Origin of the sequence: Bacillus sp. SIMBA_008, assembly GCF_046535495.1 — a bacterium.
GTDB lineage: Bacteria > Bacillota > Bacilli > Bacillales > Bacillaceae > Bacillus > Bacillus subtilis.
This window is the reverse complement of record NZ_JAWRWL010000002.1, coordinates 443,057-460,995: the sequence shown is the minus strand read 5'-3', so window position 1 is coordinate 460,995 and position 17,939 is coordinate 443,057. Positions and strand designations below refer to the sequence as shown.

Annotated in this window: 18 protein-coding genes; 11 read left to right on the top strand and 7 right to left on the bottom strand. The window is 41.1% G+C overall.

The window, feature by feature from the left end:
* The first annotated feature begins 7 nt into the window (after positions 1-7).
* Positions 8-874 (top strand): NAD(P)-dependent oxidoreductase, encoded by an 867-nt coding sequence (locus SB658_RS07760; protein ID WP_003245029.1) that lies wholly within the window; start codon positions 8-10, stop codon positions 872-874.
* Positions 875-913: 39 nt separating this feature from the next.
* Here SB658_RS07760 and SB658_RS07755 read toward each other — a convergent pair whose 3' ends face one another.
* Positions 914-1,687: a CAP domain-containing protein gene (locus SB658_RS07755; RefSeq protein ID WP_003232419.1), complete on the bottom strand. Its 774-nt coding sequence runs from the start codon at positions 1,685-1,687 to the stop codon at positions 914-916.
* Between the two features lie 335 nt (positions 1,688-2,022).
* Between SB658_RS07755 and SB658_RS07750 the strand changes: the two genes are divergently transcribed.
* Together SB658_RS07750 and kinA are read left to right on the top strand one after the other, a co-directional pair.
* Positions 2,023-4,143, top strand: coding sequence for a peptidoglycan D,D-transpeptidase FtsI family protein (locus SB658_RS07750; RefSeq protein WP_032725601.1), 2,121 nt, complete (start codon positions 2,023-2,025; stop codon positions 4,141-4,143).
* Between the two features lie 163 nt (positions 4,144-4,306).
* Positions 4,307-6,127: a sporulation histidine kinase KinA gene (gene kinA / locus SB658_RS07745; RefSeq protein WP_410601430.1), complete on the top strand. Its 1,821-nt coding sequence runs from the start codon at positions 4,307-4,309 to the stop codon at positions 6,125-6,127.
* Positions 6,128-6,136: 9 nt separating this feature from the next.
* On the opposite strand, the gene SB658_RS07740 is transcribed toward kinA, so the two are convergent.
* Both SB658_RS07740 and SB658_RS07735 read right to left on the bottom strand, forming a co-directional pair.
* Positions 6,137-7,318, bottom strand: a complete 1,182-nt coding sequence (locus tag SB658_RS07740; protein WP_014476653.1) for an aminotransferase A — start codon at positions 7,316-7,318, stop codon at positions 6,137-6,139.
* A 201-nt stretch (positions 7,319-7,519) separates the two neighbouring features.
* Complete coding sequence (locus SB658_RS07735; protein WP_003245246.1) at positions 7,520-7,681, bottom strand: hypothetical protein; 162 nt, start codon at positions 7,679-7,681, stop codon at positions 7,520-7,522.
* 203 nt (positions 7,682-7,884) lie between these two features.
* On the opposite strand from SB658_RS07735, the gene cheV reads away from it, so the two are divergent.
* Positions 7,885-8,796, top strand: a complete 912-nt coding sequence (gene cheV / locus SB658_RS07730; protein WP_014476655.1) for a chemotaxis protein CheV — start codon at positions 7,885-7,887, stop codon at positions 8,794-8,796.
* A gap of 43 nt (positions 8,797-8,839) precedes the next feature.
* Here cheV and SB658_RS07725 read toward each other — a convergent pair whose 3' ends face one another.
* The 4 genes from SB658_RS07725 to SB658_RS07710 all read right to left on the bottom strand — a co-directional run bounded on the left by SB658_RS07725 (position 8,840) and on the right by SB658_RS07710 (position 12,207).
* Positions 8,840-9,304: a YkyB family protein gene (locus SB658_RS07725; RefSeq protein ID WP_085186138.1), complete on the bottom strand. Its 465-nt coding sequence runs from the start codon at positions 9,302-9,304 to the stop codon at positions 8,840-8,842.
* A 125-nt stretch (positions 9,305-9,429) separates the two neighbouring features.
* Positions 9,430-10,722 (bottom strand): MFS transporter, encoded by a 1,293-nt coding sequence (locus SB658_RS07720; RefSeq protein WP_144500795.1) that lies wholly within the window; start codon positions 10,720-10,722, stop codon positions 9,430-9,432.
* 75 nt (positions 10,723-10,797) lie between these two features.
* Positions 10,798-11,292, bottom strand: coding sequence for a L,D-transpeptidase family protein (locus tag SB658_RS07715; RefSeq protein WP_072174092.1), 495 nt, complete (start codon positions 11,290-11,292; stop codon positions 10,798-10,800).
* 51 nt (positions 11,293-11,343) lie between these two features.
* Positions 11,344-12,207: a metallophosphoesterase gene (locus SB658_RS07710; RefSeq protein ID WP_029727008.1), complete on the bottom strand. Its 864-nt coding sequence runs from the start codon at positions 12,205-12,207 to the stop codon at positions 11,344-11,346.
* Positions 12,208-12,349: 142 nt separating this feature from the next.
* On the opposite strand from SB658_RS07710, the gene fadH reads away from it, so the two are divergent.
* From fadH to ccpC, 7 genes are all read left to right on the top strand, one after another.
* Positions 12,350-13,114: a 2,4-dienoyl-CoA reductase gene (gene fadH, locus SB658_RS07705; protein ID WP_003232398.1), complete on the top strand. Its 765-nt coding sequence runs from the start codon at positions 12,350-12,352 to the stop codon at positions 13,112-13,114.
* Between the two features lie 63 nt (positions 13,115-13,177).
* On the top strand, positions 13,178-14,401 hold the full coding sequence (locus SB658_RS07700; RefSeq protein ID WP_021479390.1) for an EAL domain-containing protein: 1,224 nt from the start codon (positions 13,178-13,180) through the stop codon (positions 14,399-14,401).
* 647 nt (positions 14,402-15,048) lie between these two features.
* Positions 15,049-15,288 carry a YkuJ family protein gene (locus SB658_RS07695; RefSeq protein WP_003218671.1) on the top strand — a complete coding sequence of 80 codons (240 nt, stop codon included), beginning with the start codon at positions 15,049-15,051 and terminating at the stop codon, positions 15,286-15,288.
* Positions 15,289-15,397: 109 nt separating this feature from the next.
* On the top strand, positions 15,398-15,916 hold the full coding sequence (locus tag SB658_RS07690) for a ribonuclease H-like YkuK family protein (protein WP_003232389.1): 519 nt from the start codon (positions 15,398-15,400) through the stop codon (positions 15,914-15,916).
* 133 nt (positions 15,917-16,049) lie between these two features.
* Positions 16,050-16,247: an AbrB antirepressor AbbA gene (gene abbA / locus SB658_RS07685; protein ID WP_010886502.1), complete on the top strand. Its 198-nt coding sequence runs from the start codon at positions 16,050-16,052 to the stop codon at positions 16,245-16,247.
* Positions 16,248-16,384: 137 nt separating this feature from the next.
* The gene (cbpB, locus tag SB658_RS07680) at positions 16,385-16,828 is read left to right on the top strand and encodes a cyclic-di-AMP-binding protein CbpB (protein WP_003218674.1); all 444 of its coding nucleotides are present in this window, start codon (positions 16,385-16,387) and stop codon (positions 16,826-16,828) included.
* Positions 16,829-16,972: 144 nt separating this feature from the next.
* Positions 16,973-17,854 (top strand): transcriptional regulator CcpC, encoded by an 882-nt coding sequence (ccpC, locus tag SB658_RS07675; RefSeq protein ID WP_003232387.1) that lies wholly within the window; start codon positions 16,973-16,975, stop codon positions 17,852-17,854.
* Positions 17,855-17,939: the final 85 nt, after the last annotated feature.

The following is a 17,939-nucleotide window of genomic DNA, read 5'->3' as shown; positions in this document are numbered from 1 at the left end:
AATGACCTTGAAAAAAACAATTGGTTTTATCGGTCTTGGAGTGATGGGAAAAAGCATGGCATCACATATTCTCAATGACGGCCATCCTGTATTGGTGTACACCCGGACAAAAGAAAAAGCAGAAAGCATACTTCAAAAAGGCGCGATCTGGAAAGATACGGTCAAAGATCTTTCGAAAGAAGCGGATGTTATCATCACAATGGTCGGCTATCCCAGTGATGTTGAAGAAGTGTATTTCGGAAGCAATGGAATTATTGAAAACGCAAAAGAAGGCGCATATCTTATTGATATGACGACATCTAAGCCTTCGCTTGCGAAGAAGATTGCTGAAGCGGCCAAAGAAAAAGCATTGTTCGCTTTAGACGCTCCTGTTTCCGGTGGAGACATCGGTGCACAAAACGGAACACTCGCGATTATGGTCGGTGGAGAAAAAGAAGCTTTTGAAGCCTGCATGCCGATTTTCTCTTTAATGGGAGAGAATATTCAGTATCAAGGACCGGCTGGAAGCGGACAGCATACCAAGATGTGCAATCAGATTGCAATTGCAGCCGGTATGATCGGTGTTGCTGAAGCGATGGCTTATGCCCAAAAATCAGGCCTAGAGCCGGAAAATGTTCTGAAAAGCATCACAACGGGCGCAGCCGGAAGCTGGTCATTGTCAAATCTTGCTCCCCGTATGCTGCAAGGCAACTTTGAACCGGGATTTTATGTGAAGCATTTTATTAAGGATATGGGAATCGCACTAGAGGAAGCAGAATTAATGGGGGAAGAAATGCCAGGCTTGTCGCTCGCAAAATCCTTATATGACAAGCTAGCTGCTCAAGGTGAAGAAAACAGCGGAACACAGAGTATCTATAAGCTTTGGGTGAAATAAAAAAAGATTGCCTGTACGAAACAGGCAATCTTTTTTTTATTATTTTCCGATGAATTGTTGTGTCCAGATGCTTCCAGACTCAACGTAGCCAACACCGATGTGAGTAAAGTTAGGGTTTAGAATGTTTTTTCTGTGTCCTTCACTGTTCATCCAAGCTTTTACTACTTCTTCTGGTGTCTTTTGGCCCTTCGCAATGTTTTCACCTGCTGTTTTGTAGCTGATTCCGAAAGATTTCATCATATCAAACGGTGAGCCGTATGTTGGGCTTTGGTGATCAAAGTAGTTTTTGTCCTTCATATCCTGAGATTTTGCTCGTGCAGATTTGCTTAACGTTTCATCAATTTGAAGCGGCTTTAATCCTTGTTTTTGTCTTTCTGCATTTGTAAGTTCAACAACTTTTTTCTCGTATGCACTTACAGATGAAGGTGCAGATGTTGTTGTGTTTGTTTTTTCAGCAGTTGCGGGTGCTTTAGAAGCAGTGTTTTGATCAGCAGCTGCTTTTTCAGTCGTCTTTTGTGCAGGTTTGGCCGTTTCTGTCTTTTGAACATCCTGAACTTTCACGTTAGATTGCTTCGCATGTTTTTGAAGAAACTGCTTAATCTCTTTTTCGTTTGCAGCGTTTAACGTTTTGATATTTGTGTTAATATGCAGTTTTTTCACTGCATCGTTAAGTGACATGTTTTGTACTGTGTTCCCCGTTTTTACTGTAACCACAGGCTGGCAGGAGAGTTCTTTCGCTGATGCTTGCTGTACGCCCCCGAATGTGAATAATCCAACCGCAGCGGCAGCAGATAAAATAAATGCTTTCTTCATTAGTTCGTAACCTCCTAGAGTTGTTTGTTTCTACAGAAAAATCATAACATAGCTTTTTTGTCATAAAGATTCCAGCACTTTCCTTTGACAAATAGAGATTGTCATTTTCGTAAAGTAAATCCTTGAATCACTGAGAATAAGGGAATCAGCGGTATATATGATTTTATCGTACCGTTACATAGCTTCCTTTTTTTTGAACCGTTAGTTATATTTTAATGTGTTTTTATATTGACAGCTTTTTTTACTCCTTTTCGCTGTAACAACTATTACAAAGGTGTTACAATTAATCTCAGTATATGTAAATATATTGAATGATTTGAGAGGGGTAACCAGAAGTGACTGAAATAGGACGTGAACCAAAGAAAAAGAGCAAAGGAAACAGAGCAATCAGAATGAACCTTTTTTTCCTAGCTGTCTTTGTTCTATTCACTGCATTAATTTTTAAGCTCGGGGTTGTTCAAATTGTTGAAGGCGAACAGCATGAAGAAGACGCTGAGAAATCAAATGCAAAAACAGCTTACTATCCTGCGCCTCGCGGGAAGATGTACGACAGAAATCAGAAAGTTGCTGTCGACAACCAGAGCGTTCCAGAAATTGTGTATGTATCAACATCTAGCACAAAAACAGAAGATAAAATCAAAACAGCGAAGCGGCTTGCTTCTTTCATTCATATTGATACCGAATTTTTGAAGGAAAGGGATCTTCGTGATTACTGGATCGCAGCTCATCCGAAAAAAGCCGCCGCTCTGCTTAAGGAATCAGAAAGCAATCTGAAAGGAGACCAGGCTTACAAGCTTCAAATAGAGCGTGTTCCGGATCAAGAATTAAAGGCTATTCAGCAAGATGACGAAGAAATGGAAACTGCTGCGATATATACAAGGTTTTCAAGCGGAAATGCTTACGAACCTCAAATCGTAAAGGCAATGAATCCAAATAAGAGCAATAGCAATGGAAAAAACGGAGCGCTGCTTGATGAGAAGAAAAACTCCTCGCAAAGACCAAAAAATGACTTAACATATGATGAAATTTCCATTGTTTCTGAGCATTTAGAAGAACTTCCGGGAATCGATATCGTAAACGATTGGACACGAAAATATCCTTATGACAAAACCCTTTATTCTGTTTTCGGGGGCGTCACGACACCTGATCAGGGCCTGCTGAGCGACCGGAAAGATTTCTACTTAACAAGAGGCTATGCGAATAATGACAGGGTGGGAAAAAGTTATTTAGAGTATCAATATGAAGAATATTTAAATTCGCATAAAGAAAAAGTGGAATACGTAGAAGATAATAAAGGAAATGTCGTCAGCCAAAAAACCATTGATAAAGGCAGCAGGGGATACGATCTTCAGCTTTCTTTTGACATGGAGCTTCAGGCAAAGGTAGAAAAGATCATTGAAGAAGAAGTAAGAAACAGCCGTGCACGCGGAAATTACATGCTTGACAGAGCCTTTGTCGTGATGATGGACCCGAATAACGGCGATATTTTATCGATGGCAGGGAAAAAGATAGATTTAAAAACCAACAAAATTGAAGATTATGCGATAGGGGCATTTACCACCCAATATGAAATGGGATCAGCAGTAAAGGGGGCCACCGTGCTAGCCGGCTATCAGGACGGGATCCCGCATTATAAATATTTTGTTGATACACCTCTTTATTTAGCAGGATACGGTAACAAACCGAAGAAATCCTACATGAACATGGGAACCATCAATGAATTAACCGCTCTGCAAAAAAGTTCAAACGTATATATGTTTAATGTTGCCATGCACATTGCCGGTGTCACATACAAGCCGTATGGACCTCTTCCTGCTGACCAGAAGGATTTAAACAAAATGAGAAATTACTACAGCCAATTTGGCCTGGGAGTAAAGACAGGTATCGATCTGCCGCAGGAATCAGCCGGTATGCAAACTACACCTGATGCGGTAGGGGGGTTAATTTTAGACTTGGCCATTGGACAATACGATACATATACACCGCTTCAAATGGCACAGTACATCTCATCAATTGCCAATGGGGGCTACCGTGTTCAGCCAAGAATTGTTACAAGTATCCATGAGCCCAGCAAAAAAGAAGGCCTTGGGAAGACCATTGAACAAAGAAAGCCAAACATTCTCAACAAAATTAACAACTCAGAAAGTGACATTCAGCAGGTGAAGACCGGAATGAAGCTAGTTACCACTTCAGGGACAGCAAAAAATACGTTTACAGAAGATGTATCAGGGAAAACGGGAACAGCGGAAACATTTTACTACGGCACGAATCGCAACTGGTGGGGGAAAAAAACATACAATCTGACTTTTGTCGGCTATTACCCATCGAAAAATCCAAAAGTGGCTTTTAGTGTTGTTGTTCCATCAGTAAATGATGATGATAAGATCAATAAAATTATTGCCAAAAGAGCTATCCACGCCTACGCAGAGCTCGAAAAAAAACACAGTAAAAAATAAAAAACAGGGTGCACAACGAAAAGATTGTGTGCCCTTTCTTTTATTCAAAAATTGACGTTCACCATAAGAATAGAAGGAGAATACTCATTTTCTAGCGAATCATACTAGGTAAAAGTCAATCTGTATATGTCGAAACACGATGATCATGCAAAGGAGGGATTCTGTGGAACAGGATACGCAGCATGTTAAACCACTTCAAACAAAAACCGATATTCATGCAGTCTTGGCCTCTAATGGACGCATCATTTATATATCTGCCAACTCCAAACTGCATTTGGGCTATCTCCAAGGAGAGATGATCGGATCATTCCTCAAAACGTTTCTGCATGAGGAAGACCAATTTTTGGTTGAAAGCTATTTTTATAATGAACATCATCTGATGCCGTGCACCTTTCGTTTTATTAAAAAAGATCATACGATTGTGTGGGTGGAGGCTGCGGTAGAAATTGTTACGACAAGAGCTGAGCGGACAGAACGGGAAATCATTTTGAAAATGAAGGTTCTTGAAGAAGAAACAGGCCATCAATCCCTAAACTGCGAAAAACATGAAATCGAACCTGCAAGCCCGGAATCGACTACATATATAACGGATGATTATGAACGGTTGGTTGAAAATCTCCCGAGTCCGCTATGCATCAGTGTCAAAGGCAAGATCGTCTATGTAAACAGCGCGATGCTCTCAATGCTGGGAGCAAAAAGCAAGGATGCTATTATTGGTAAATGGTCCTATGAATTTATTGAAGAAGAATATCATGATATCGTGAAAAACAGGATTATACGAATGCAAAAAGGAATGGAAGTCGGAATGATTGAACAGACGTGGAAAAGGCTTGATGGCACACCTGTTCATTTAGAAGTGAAAGCATCCCCGACCGTCTACAAAAACCAGCAGGCTGAGCTGCTGCTGCTGATCGATATCTCTTCAAGGAAAAAATTCCAAACCATCCTGCAAAAAAGCCGTGAACGATATCAGCTGCTGATTCAAAATTCCATTGATACCATTGCGGTGATTCACAATGGAAAATGGGTGTTTATGAATGAATCGGGAATTTCCCTGTTTGAAGCGGCTACATATGAGGATTTAATTGGCAAAAACATATACGATCAGCTGCATCCTTGCGATCACGAGGATGTAAAAGAGAGAATCCAAAACATTGCCGAGCAAAAAACAGAATCTGAAATTGTCAAGCAGTCCTGGTTCACCTTTCAGAACAGGGTCATCTATACGGAGATGGTCTGCATTCCGACGACCTTTTTTGGTGAAGCGGCCGTCCAGGTCATTCTTCGGGACATTTCAGAGAGAAAACAAACAGAAGAATTGATGCTGAAATCGGAAAAATTATCAATCGCAGGGCAGCTCGCGGCGGGAATCGCCCATGAGACCCGCAACCCTCTTACAGCGATCAAAGGATTTTTACAGCTGATGAAACCGACAATGGAAGGCAACGAACATTACTTTGATATTGTGTTTTCTGAACTCAGCCGTATCGAATTAATACTCAGTGAACTGCTCATGCTAGCGAAACCTCAGCAAAATGCTGTCAAAGAATATTTGAACTTGAAAAAATTAATTGGTGAGGTTTCAGCCCTGTTAGAAACGCAGGCGAATTTAAATGGCATTTTTATCAGAACAAGTTATGAAAAAGACAGCATTTATATAAACGGGGATCAAAACCAATTAAAGCAGGTATTCATTAATTTAATCAAAAATGCAGTTGAATCAATGCCTGATGGGGGAACAGTAGACATTATCATAACCGAAGATGAGCATTCTGTTCATGTTACTGTCAAAGACGAAGGGGAAGGTATACCTGAAAAGGTACTAAACCGGATTGGAGAGCCATTTTTAACAACAAAAGAAAAAGGTACGGGGCTTGGATTAATGGTGACATTTAATATCATTGAAAACCATCAGGGAGTTATACATGTGGACAGCCATCCTGAAAAAGGCACAGCGTTTAAAATTTCATTTCCAAAAAAATAAAACAACGGCTTAAACGCCGTTGTTTATCGTCTGCATTGCTTCACGTTTTTTTAATACAAATAATTCTAAACGGTCCAGGCCTTCTCTCAGCGTGTCCAGCGAGTACGCAAAAGACAATCTTACATATCCTTCACCATATGTTGAGAACGAGCTGCCCGGCACTAGTGCCACACCAGCGTCTTCCAAAAGAGCCATACTAAAATCAAATGAAGTCATTCCAAATGATTTAATAGAAGGGAAGATATAAAACGCACCGGACGGTTTAACTACGTCAAGTCCCATGGAAACAAGACGGTCATAAACATAGTCGAGACGTTTTTTGTATTGTTCTCTCATAATCAATGCATCGTCAAAGCCGTTTGTGACAGCTTCAAGCGCGGCTTTTTGAGAAATGGATGAGGCGCACGATACATTGTATTGATGAACCTTTAAAATGTGCTTTGCAATGTCTTTCGGTGCAAATAAAAATCCAATTCTCCAACCGGTCATGCTGTGTGATTTTGACAAGCCGTTAATGACAATTGTTTGATCCCGCAAATGGTTTGCGATGGAGTAATGCGGTCTGTCATATGTTAATTCACTGTATATTTCATCGGACAATACGAAGACATTTCTGCCTTTTAAAAGGGCTGCAATGCTTTTCAGTTCTTCTTCAGATAAAGTCACGCCGGTAGGATTTGACGGATAAGGAAGCACGACACACTTGGTGTTGGGTGTCAGAGCGTCTTCAATCAGCCGGGCGGTAAGCTTAAAGCCGTGTGACGTAGTATCAACAATGACAGGCTTGGCCCCGCACAAATTGATAATAGGTTCATAGCCTGGATAAATAGGCCCTGGCATAATGACTTCATCACCGGGAGATAAAATCGTCCGGAATGCAGCATCAATGGCTTGGCTTGCGCCTGTTGTGATGATAATTTCAGATTCAGCATCATAGTTGAAATCCGCTTTTTTCTTCATATAAAGCTGCACAGCTTGTCTCAGCTCCAGGTAGCCGGCATTCGGAGTATATGACGTCACGTTTTCATCAATGGCTTTTTTTGCGGCAGCTTTCACATGATGCGGTGTGAAAAAATCAGGCTGGCCGATTGTAAGTGAAATGACGTCTTCGTGTTGGGCTACAAGATTCGAGAATTTGCGTATTCCTGAAATTTCGATCTCTCTTGCTTTCGGATTCAGCAAATGTTCCATAATTCATCACCTTAACAAATATAATGAGTTTATCCTATTTTACCACTAGCTGATCATTTGTCACCTTTTTAACTGATATATTTCGATTGTATGCGCCTTTTTTCTAAACATACCTTTCTTTTCAGAAAAAAAGAAGACAACCAGCGATTTGATTGTCTTTATTGTATCATGTTCTATTATTGTTTATATGTGCCAATTTCATTAATAGCCATAATCAAAATGAAGGTCTTCGTGCCAAATCAGATACGGAGGATGCTCTTCTTGAAGGTCAGCTGATTCTTTCTTCATATTCAGGTAAGTTTCTTCACTGATATCCTCTAAAACAGTCATTTCGTTTTCTTTAAATATTACTAAGGTACCCATTATTTACACCCTTCTTTGGAAAAATCCTTGACTATTTTATCACTGTTAGTTGGAAAGTCAATGGTTATTAGGAAAAAAGTTTCTTTTTTGAGGAACTCGGCTTGTTGCCTTCGGAATTCGATTTTGAAGAGCTGCCATTCACTTTTTACAAATTACGCCGATATATACAGTACAATACTGAATGCGAATAGCGAGGGATTGAATTGTCGTTACAACAATACGAAATTTTATTGGATTCTGGTACAAATGAATTAGAAATTGTGAAGTTTGGCGTGGGTGAAAATGCTTTCGGAATTAACGTCATGAAGGTAAGAGAAATTATTCAGCCTGTCGAGGTGACATCAGTGCCTCACTCCCATCAGCATGTAGAAGGAATGATTAAACTCAGAGGAGAAATTCTCCCTGTGATCAGTCTCTTCTCATTTTTTGGAGTAGAGCCTGAAGGATCAAAAGATGAAAAATATATCGTGACTGAATTTAATAAACGGAAAATTGTTTTTCATGTCGGCTCTGTTTCTCAAATTCACAGAGTATCCTGGGAAGCGATTGAAAAGCCGACATCGTTAAATCAAGGAATGGAGCGGCACCTTACCGGGATTATTAAGCTCGAAGACCTGATGATCTTTTTGCCTGACTATGAAAAAATTATTTATGACATTGAATCAGATTCAGGTGTTGACACGTATAATATGCATACCGAGGGCTTCGATGAAAGAAGAACTGATAAAAAGCTAATCATTGTAGAGGACTCACCGCTTTTGATGCGCCTCTTGCAGGATGAATTAAAAGAAGCAGGGTACAACAATATCGCTTCGTTTGAAAATGGAAAAGAGGCATATGAATACATTATGAACCTTGCTGAAAACGAAACTGATTTATCAGAACAGATTGATATGATCATCACTGATATTGAAATGCCAAAAATGGACGGACACAGGCTCACAAAGCTGCTGAAGGAAAATCCGAAAAGCTCAGATGTGCCGGTTATGATTTTCTCATCGTTAATTACGGATGATCTGCGTCACCGCGGCGAAGTTGTAGGCGCAGATGAGCAAATCAGCAAGCCTGAGATCAGTGATTTGATTAAAAAAGTGGATACGTATGTTATTGAATAAATAAAAACAGCCGTTGCCAGAAAGAGGCACGGCTGTTTTTATTTTAAAAGTAACTCTCGCCAAGTTTTTTAAAGACCGGTTTATGGTAAGCTGGCTGCCGGCGATTTGGCACTAGCGGCTTTTCTTTCATGCCGACATATTCTTGCAATAGGTGTTTCGCTTTTGTTAAAGACATTTGAGCTTTAGGATTTCGGTACGATTGATTAAGTGTACCTAAATGCGGAAGATGTTCGAAGTCTTCTTTAGTTGGAGGCATGTGAAAATAGTAGTCTCCGATTGAGATAAGCACGTCCGATTGCTGTTGGCTGAACCTTGGATTTTTTGAAAAATGAAGCCCTATTTTCTTTCCTTTACCTTCTTTGACAAGCTTTTGCAAAGCCCGTTTTTTCAGCAGATATAGGTATTTAGGGTTGGGGGCGGTTTTTGCATGGCGGTTCACAGTGTAAACTGCTTTTGAAAGATTTTCTACGGTTGGCTGCAGATCTTTCGTATATGCATGGTCGTCCATTATTTCTCTCCTTTGCTCTTATCAATTTCTATATGTTTAGATTATACTTTTTTAAAGTTGAAATGCAAATATTGAATGTAAAAATGCGCTTTTTTCTAAGAAAAAAAGCGCATTTTTAACCTGCATTATACAGATCTTGCCTTCTTTTTCGGCTGTTCTTGAAATGATTCCTGAACATTCACTTCCACAGCCTGAGCACTGTATTTTGGCAGTGCAATAAAATAAAAAATAAAAACGAGCAGGATAATAACACCCATGCCGTAATAAAGATAATCAATGTTTGAAACAAACTTAGGGAATAACAGCGCGACTAAGCCAAGTGTCAAAGACTGTGCAAACATCATAAAAGGGTCCTGCATGCCGCTTACACGTCCCATCAGTTTTGGATGAACAATTTTTGGCATCCACCCTCCGATTGCAATGTTGATCGGTCCGATACACATTCCCAGTGCAAAAGCTGCCGCGTAATACACCCATAAAATATTGGTGTAGCCGAGGACGAAGATCAGCAAACCTGCAATGAAAATCGGTATCGACATTAAAAAGTGCGGCTTCACTTTTTTAGAGATGAGCGTGCCGATTACGCTTCCTGCCAGAAGCCCAAACCCGAGTGCGATCGTAAATACAGACGTATGCCATTCATAACGGTCAGGCGCCAATCCATATTTCATTGTAAACATCGGCAATACGGCGAATCCTCCATTGACAAATCCAAAAATGAAGAAGCCAAAAATAAGAGATGCCAGCAATTTGTTTTTTAAAATATAGAGGATGCCTTCTCTAAAGTCATTTATTGAATCCTTAACAGAAGTCTTTCTCCAGCTGAATGCACCGTTTGGCTGTCGGGCTTCTTTTGGAATCCGGCAGCTGCGGATCAGCAGCCCGGAAATGATAAAGCTGACAAAATCAAGAATAATGGCGCCTTCAATACCGATGGTGTTGTACATAAACGCGCCTATACCGACCCCAAACACCATAAAAATGCTAAAAAGCATCTGATTAAGTCCTGCCGCTTTCACATAATGCTCCTTCGGCAGAATGGCTTGTACCAAACTGTTTTCTGCCGGAAAGAAAAACTTTGTTACAGCGCTTCTGATAAATAAGATACAAAAAACAAGAGGAATATTGCCGGTAAATAAAGTGAAAAAAAGCACGACAGTCAGGCCTGCTCTGATCCAATCACAATTTTCTGCCACCTTTTTTCTGTCAAACCGGTCCGCGACGACTCCCACGATCAGAAATACAAATATGGTCGGAAGAGAATACATCAGCTCCGCCAAGGTCGTATATGAAGGCTGGCTGCTGAATCGGTCCAGCAAAAAAAAAGCAAAGGCCATGTTGCCTACTGTCGTGCCCATTTGAGAAGCGAGTGCTGCGAAAAATAGACGAACAAAATTACGATTTTTAAATATATCCATAAAAACGCTCCTTACCCTAAAGGTCCCACTTTATCATATTATAAACCGCCTGTTTTTGAAACAAATAAGAAAACATTACCGGTTAATCGTGACTCTCGTTCCGTTTGGCACAATTGAAGCAAGTTCGATCACGTCTTTGTTATGCATGCGAATGCAGCCTTTAGAAACAGCCTTACCAATCGAAGCGGGATTATTCGTCCCATGTATTCCGTAGTGCTGCTTTGAAAGGCTCAGCCAATAAGCGCCAAATGGGCCGCCGGGATTGCGCTGGCGGTTAATAATGTAAAACTCGCCAGTAGGCGTTTGCGTTAGTATTTTACCAACGGCGATGGGATAGGTTTTCATTACCCGATTATTTAGGAACAGCGTAAGGGTCTTCGCTCCGATTGAGACTGCGATATGATACGGAATTGTATAAGGGTCCGGCAGTCCGGGGATGACTATGGACTGTCCTGCGGTGAGCCCTGCCTGCAGTGACGGATTAGCCTGGAGTAATGCAGCCGTGCTGATTCTGAAATCAGCCGCGATGCTGTTCAGTGTATCACCTTGCTTCACCTGGTACGTAAGCAGTTTCCTCATCCTCCTTTTTTACTTATAAGTATTGATGGGGAGCCCATCCTGCTACATTAATTTGCTTTTTAAGGTGAAGACAGTGATTTCAGGCTTGGCCAGAAACCGCAAAGGCAGCCTGGTCATCCCGAGGCCTCGGTTTACGTAAATATGAGTGCTGCCCGTTTGATACATTCCCTCTGTGTAGACTTTTCCATATGGAGGCGTAATAATCGGTCCGTAAAAAGGCAGCTGAATCTGGCCGCCGTGTGTATGGCCGGAAAGCTGAAGGTTCACGGGATAATCTGTTGTTTTCAAGGCCGCATCAGGTTCATGGACGAGAAGAATGGAAAAAAGTCTGTCGCTCAGCCTTGAAAGGGTGCCTTCATAATCTGGGTTTCCCAGCATTAAGTCATCAAGCGAAGCAATCTCGATTTTGCTGCCATCTGCGAGTGACAATGTTTGATAGCCATTGCGATATACCGTGAAACCTCCGGCCGTCATCAGGCTTTTGTAAACGGCAGTTCCATAGCCTCCGTGATCATGATTGCCGTAAATACAAAGCTTGCCGAAGGGAGCATTAAGCTTTCTCAATAATGGAATGACTGCCTGGTGGTGCTGGTACGTATCAGGATTATCGATAATATCACCTGTAAAAACAATGAGATCAGGTTTAGATTCATTAATTGTAAGAATGACAGTTTTTAAATCTTCGAGAGTAAAGTAATCACTCAAGTGTGCATCGCTGAACTGCACGATTTTAAAACCGTCAAATCCGTGCGGGATGAGAGAGCTTTTTATTGTGTGTTCGGTTGTCTCGATCATATGCGGCTCGAGATACCTGGCATAGCCATATCCCCCGCCGGCCGTTAAAGCCCCGGCAGCAAGAGCGCCGAACATTCCTTTTAGAAATTGTCTTCTGGACATCTTTTTCATTTCAAACCAACCTTTAATAGAGTTTTTCTATTATATCATCTGTATCTGATAAAAATCTCATATGAGCATGTGCTGACAGAGGCAGGGATATAATGATAGAATATTATTGAATGAATAATCATTCATAATAGGAGGGATAAACATGGAAAAAAAGGCGGTAATTATTACCGGCGGGTCAAGCGGCATGGGAAAAGCGATGGCAAAAAAACAGGCTGAATTAGGGTGGCACGTTATGGTGACAGGGAGGAACCATGAGGCACTTGAGGAAACAAAAAAAGAAATTCAGACCTTTGAGGGACAGGTCGCTTGTTTTCAAATGGATGTCCGTTCCGATTCCGCCGCTTCAGACATGATTAAAGAAGCGGTAAAAGCCTTTGGCCGGCTTGACGCGCTGATTAACAACGCGGCCGGAAACTTTATTTGTCCGGCAGAAAAGCTGACGCCCAATGGATGGAAAGCCGTTATTGAGATTGTTTTAAACGGCACATTTTTTTGCAGCCAAGCAGCGGCAAGGCATTGGATTGACCAGAAGCAGCAGGGTGTCATTTTAAATATGGCAGCCACGTACGCTTGGGGAGCGGGAGCGGGGGTCGTTCATTCCGCTGCAGCCAAAGCGGGGGTATTGTCATTGACAAGAACGCTGGCCGTTGAATGGGGGAGCAAATACGGCATTCGTACAAACGCGATAGCCCCCGGACCGATTGAACGAACAGGCGGTGCGGAGAAGCTATTTGAATCGGAAAAAGCGATGGCCCGCACGATGAACAGTGTGCCGCTCGGCCGATTGGGCACACCGGAGGAAATCGCCGCTTTGGCAGCGTTTTTGCTTTCTGATGAAGCATCCTATATAAACGGGGATTGTATCACAATGGACGGGGGGCAATGGCTGAATCCTTATCCGTTTTAAAGAATATTAATCTTTGGATTCAATGTGGTATAATCAGACAAAGATAGAGAAGCAGGTGATAACATGTTGGATCCACTTGATATTTTAACGAACATTGATGATGTCCTTCCATATTACCAGGCGATTTTTAGTGCCGAGGAGCAGAAGGTTGTCGGATATGAGGTGCTTGGACGAATTTTGGCAGATTCAGAAATCCAAAGTCTCGGGCCCTTCTTTTTAGATGCGGGGATACCCGAAGAATATAAACTAGAGGTTGATAACAGAATTATCCGCCAGGCTCTTGACCGCTTTTTAGAGGCGGATTCTGATCTGCTGATTTTTATGAATCAGGATGCCAATCTGCTGATGCTGGATCATGGTGAAAGCTTTCTGGAGCTTCTGAAAGAATATGAAGCGAAGGGAATCGAACTCCACCGTTTTGTTCTTGAAATTACAGAGCACAATTTTGAAGGGGATATTGAGCAGCTCTACCATATGCTTGCATACTATCGTACATACGGAATTAAAATCGCAGTTGACAACATCGGAAAAGAAAGCAGCAACTTGGACAGAATCGCGCTGCTCTCACCAGATCTGTTAAAAATCGATTTGCAGGCGCTGAAAGTGTCACAGCCGTCACCGTCATATGAGCATGTGCTGTACAGCATATCTTTATTAGCAAGAAAAATCGGTGCGGCGCTGCTGTATGAAGACATTGAGGCGAACTTCCAGCTTCAGTACGCCTGGAGAAACGGAGGCCGCTATTTTCAGGGCTATTACTTGGTGTCTCCATCTGAAACGTTTCTAGAGAGAGATGTATTGAAACATAGACTTAAAACTGAATTTCACCAATTTATCACACATGAGAAAAAGAAACTGGAAACCGTCTATGAGCACTCTGAACAGTTTTACAAACGAGTGCATCAGGCTGTGACCTCTTTGAGAAAAAACAATCTGTCTTCTGATGATGACTTTATTAAAAAGCTGGCGGAAGAGCTGACAGATTGCAGCTTCAGGATTTACATGTGTGATGAAGAAGGCGATCAGCTGACGGGAAATGTGTTTAAGCAAGACGGAGAATGGATTTATCAGCCGGAATATGCGGAAAAGAACTGGAGCTGGCGCCCTTATTTTCTGGAGAACATTATGAGAATGAGAAATCTCAGAAAAGGTTTTTTCAGTGATCTGTACAGTGATTTGGAAACAGGTGAAATGATCAGAACGTTTTCGTATCCGATGGATGATCAGATGTATTTATTTATAGACTTGCCTTATTCTTATTTATATGAGCAGGACGGACTGATTTAACGGCTGAAAGGCCGTTTTTTTTTTATGAATTGAAAAAAATATCAAAAAACGATTGACATTGATACTGAGAATCATTATCATTTAATTATAGAGAGAAGCTACTCTCTGTTCCCCAACCCCTCTATCAGATCAAGATCCGAAAAAACTTGGCGCTACCCCCGCCAAGTTTTTTATTTGTCAAAGCATAGGACAATCCAATGAAACAATAAACCTAACTAGTGGTAAACGTTTAACACTGGGAGAAACATTCAGTGCCGAACACCCCTGACACTGCTGCACGGGTGAGGAGGAAAATTCGTTCTGAAATGTTTATTTCAGTTCCGTTGTTTGCCTCTATCCAGCATGACTCCCATTGATTATGGCCACGCGGGACTTCACCATAAAATTCAAAAGAAGGTTTTGACAAAGTTGCAAAAAGGCATTCTTAATGCTGCCAAAGATTCGAAAAAAATTATAATTGTGTGCATGACATTCAAAAAAAGCCTCAAACTAAAGAAAAATAGTTTTTTTCACTTTTTTTCTTTGCTTAAATTCAGCAGTGAAAATGCCATCCTGTCCGACTTTATGGTATGATGCTCAATAGAACTTGTATTATAATAAATACTTGTTGATTTGAAGTTGCTTTTTGAAAGGAGTCTTTTTTTAGAATGTCACAATTAATGGGTATCATCACACGGCTGCAAAGTCTGCAAGAAACAGCGGAAGCGGCTAACGAGCCAATGCAGCGCTATTTCGAAGTGAATGGTGAGAAAATATGCAGTGTTAAATATTTCGAAAAAAATCAAACGTTTGAACTGACGGTTTTCCAAAAGGGTGAAAAACCTAACACATATCCGTTTGATAATATCGACATGGTTTCCATCGAAATCTTTGAACTTCTTCAGTAAGATTCCTGAAATAGGGGGAACAAGCTTCCGCCTTTGCAAAAGTAATCGAAATAAACGGTAAGGAACATACTTGTTTCATGGTTGTAAATCCTTGAAAAGGAGTGTCGTGATGGCTGATTCTTTTCTGTTTTATAATCTTTCAGAAGCACAGATGACCTTTCAAGATGTGATGGAACGGCTTAAAGCCTTTGTTCAAAAGGACCCCCGTTCTTCTTATGTGTTATCGATCGGAACCGATTCACAGGTTTACCGCGACTACACAAAGTTTATTACCGCATTGCATTTGCATCGTACAGGCAAGGGAGCTTGGGGCTGCTTGAAAAATCATACAGTCGACAGACCCATACATAGCCTTCGGGAGAAGATTTCGTTAGAAACGGCGTACAGCCAAGAAACGGCCGCTCATATTCTTGATGGACACTTAATGGATATTACCGATCTGCTCCTGCCCTTTACCGGTGAGGGGGCGGATCTTACCTTTGAAGTTCACTTGGATATTGGGAAAAAAGGGCTTACAAAAGATCTGATCCAAGAAATGACTGGACGTATTACCTCCATGGGGATTGAGGCCAAAATAAAGCCGGATTCATACACTGCCTTCAGCTATGCAAATCGTTTCACAAAATAATTTGGCTGAAAAAGCCAAGGTAAATGTCGAATTATGCGGTTGACGTTTGTTATCTGATTACTTATTCTAGCGGTAGAGCTGAAAGTAAGTTGTCTTGCTTTCAGAGGTATTCAGTATAAAACAGGGGGCCTGATTGCGAATGAGTCTTATCGGTGAACGATTTACAGAAGAAGAACAAAAACTTCTGCTGAATATCCTGATCAACCATGAGTATGCCATCGAGCTATTAAGCAGTGAGATCAACGATATAGAGACAGGGACCAAAAACGTTGACGGAACCACCTATAAAAAACTTGTAACGCTATACGACCGATTTCGATTTGAAAATTAATGGGACACCCTATAATTGATACTCCACAAAGAGTATCTTTTTTATTGAAAGGAAACTTTTCGACAAATACTGATAAAGTTTATATTATTGCAATATAGGGAATGTATTGATGATGAAAATGAAAAGGGGTCGAAAACATGATAAGCTTACAATCAGATCAACTTCTTGAGGCAACAGTCGGACAATTTATGATTGAGGCGGACAAAGTAGCGCACGTGCAAGTCGGAAATAACCTTGAGCACGCATTATTAGTATTGACAAAAACCGGATACACAGCCATCCCGGTTCTGGATCCTTCCTACCGTTTACATGGCTTAATCGGGACAAATATGATCATGAACAGTATTTTTGGACTTGAGCGAATTGAGTTTGAAAAGCTTGACCAAATCACTGTTGAGGAAGTCATGCTGACCGACATTCCGCGCCTTCATATCAATGATCCGATTATGAAGGGATTCGGCATGGTCATTAATAACGGATTTGTCTGTGTTGAAAATGACGAGCAGGTATTTGAAGGGATTTTTACGAGAAGAGTCGTTTTAAAGGAATTGAATAAGCATATACGCTCGTTGAATAAGTAGGCTGTACGGCCTATTTTTATTATAGCTAGAGCGAAAAAGAAAGCGCATACATAATTTAAACGAGAATAGGGCTTGAATAAGAAACTAAGATTTTATTAGAATGGGAGATAAGAAAAACTTATTGATAACAAAAAGGAGGACGACATGCAGCTTCAAGAGCTTCATATGCTCGTAGTTTTAGCTGAGGAATTAAATATGAGAAAGGCGGCAGAACGGCTTTTTGTATCTCAGCCGGCTTTATCTCAGCGCTTACAAACCATTGAAAAGGCGTGGGGAACAAAAATCTTTTTAAGATCCCAAAAAGGATTAACGGTAACGCCCGCCGGTGAGAAAATCATTCAGTTTGCGAATGATGTGACATTAGAGCAGGAAAGAATAAGAGAAAATATTGACGAGCTTGAAGGTGAAATTCACGGCACATTGAAGCTTGCCGTCGCCTCCATAATCGGTCAGCATTGGCTCCCTAAAGTCCTGAAGACGTATGTTGAAAAGTATCCGAATGCAAAGATCTCGCTCATAACCGGGTGGAGCAGCGAAATGCTGAAAAGCTTGTATGAGGATCAGGTTCATATCGGCATTATAAGAGGCAACCCTGAGTGGAAGGGGCGCAAAGATTACTTAATGACAGATCATCTGTATTTAGTGGATACTGAAATTTCCTGCATCGAAGATATTGCCCATACAGAACGGCCGTTTATCCAGTTTAAAAGTGACAGCACTTATTTTCAGGAAATTCAGCACTGGTGGCATCAAAAATTTAAAACGTCGCCGAAACAGACGATATTGGTTGATCAGATTGAAACGTGCAAACAGATGGCACTGCACGGAATCGGTTATGCCATTTTGCCGTCTGTTACCCTTCAAAATGAAGATAAAGTGAATAAAATGCCTCTTTTAGACATGAAAGGGCATCCGATCGGTCGGGATACATGGTTATTAGGTTATGAGCCTGCCTTTGAACTGAAACAAGTTCAAGCTTTTGTACAAGTGATAAAGGATATGCTGGACCAGGAAAATCCATTTTAAAGACAGCGAGGTGCTGTCTTTTTTTTTATTTATCTGTTGACAATGAAAATCATTATCATTTAAAGTGATACATATGATATTGAAA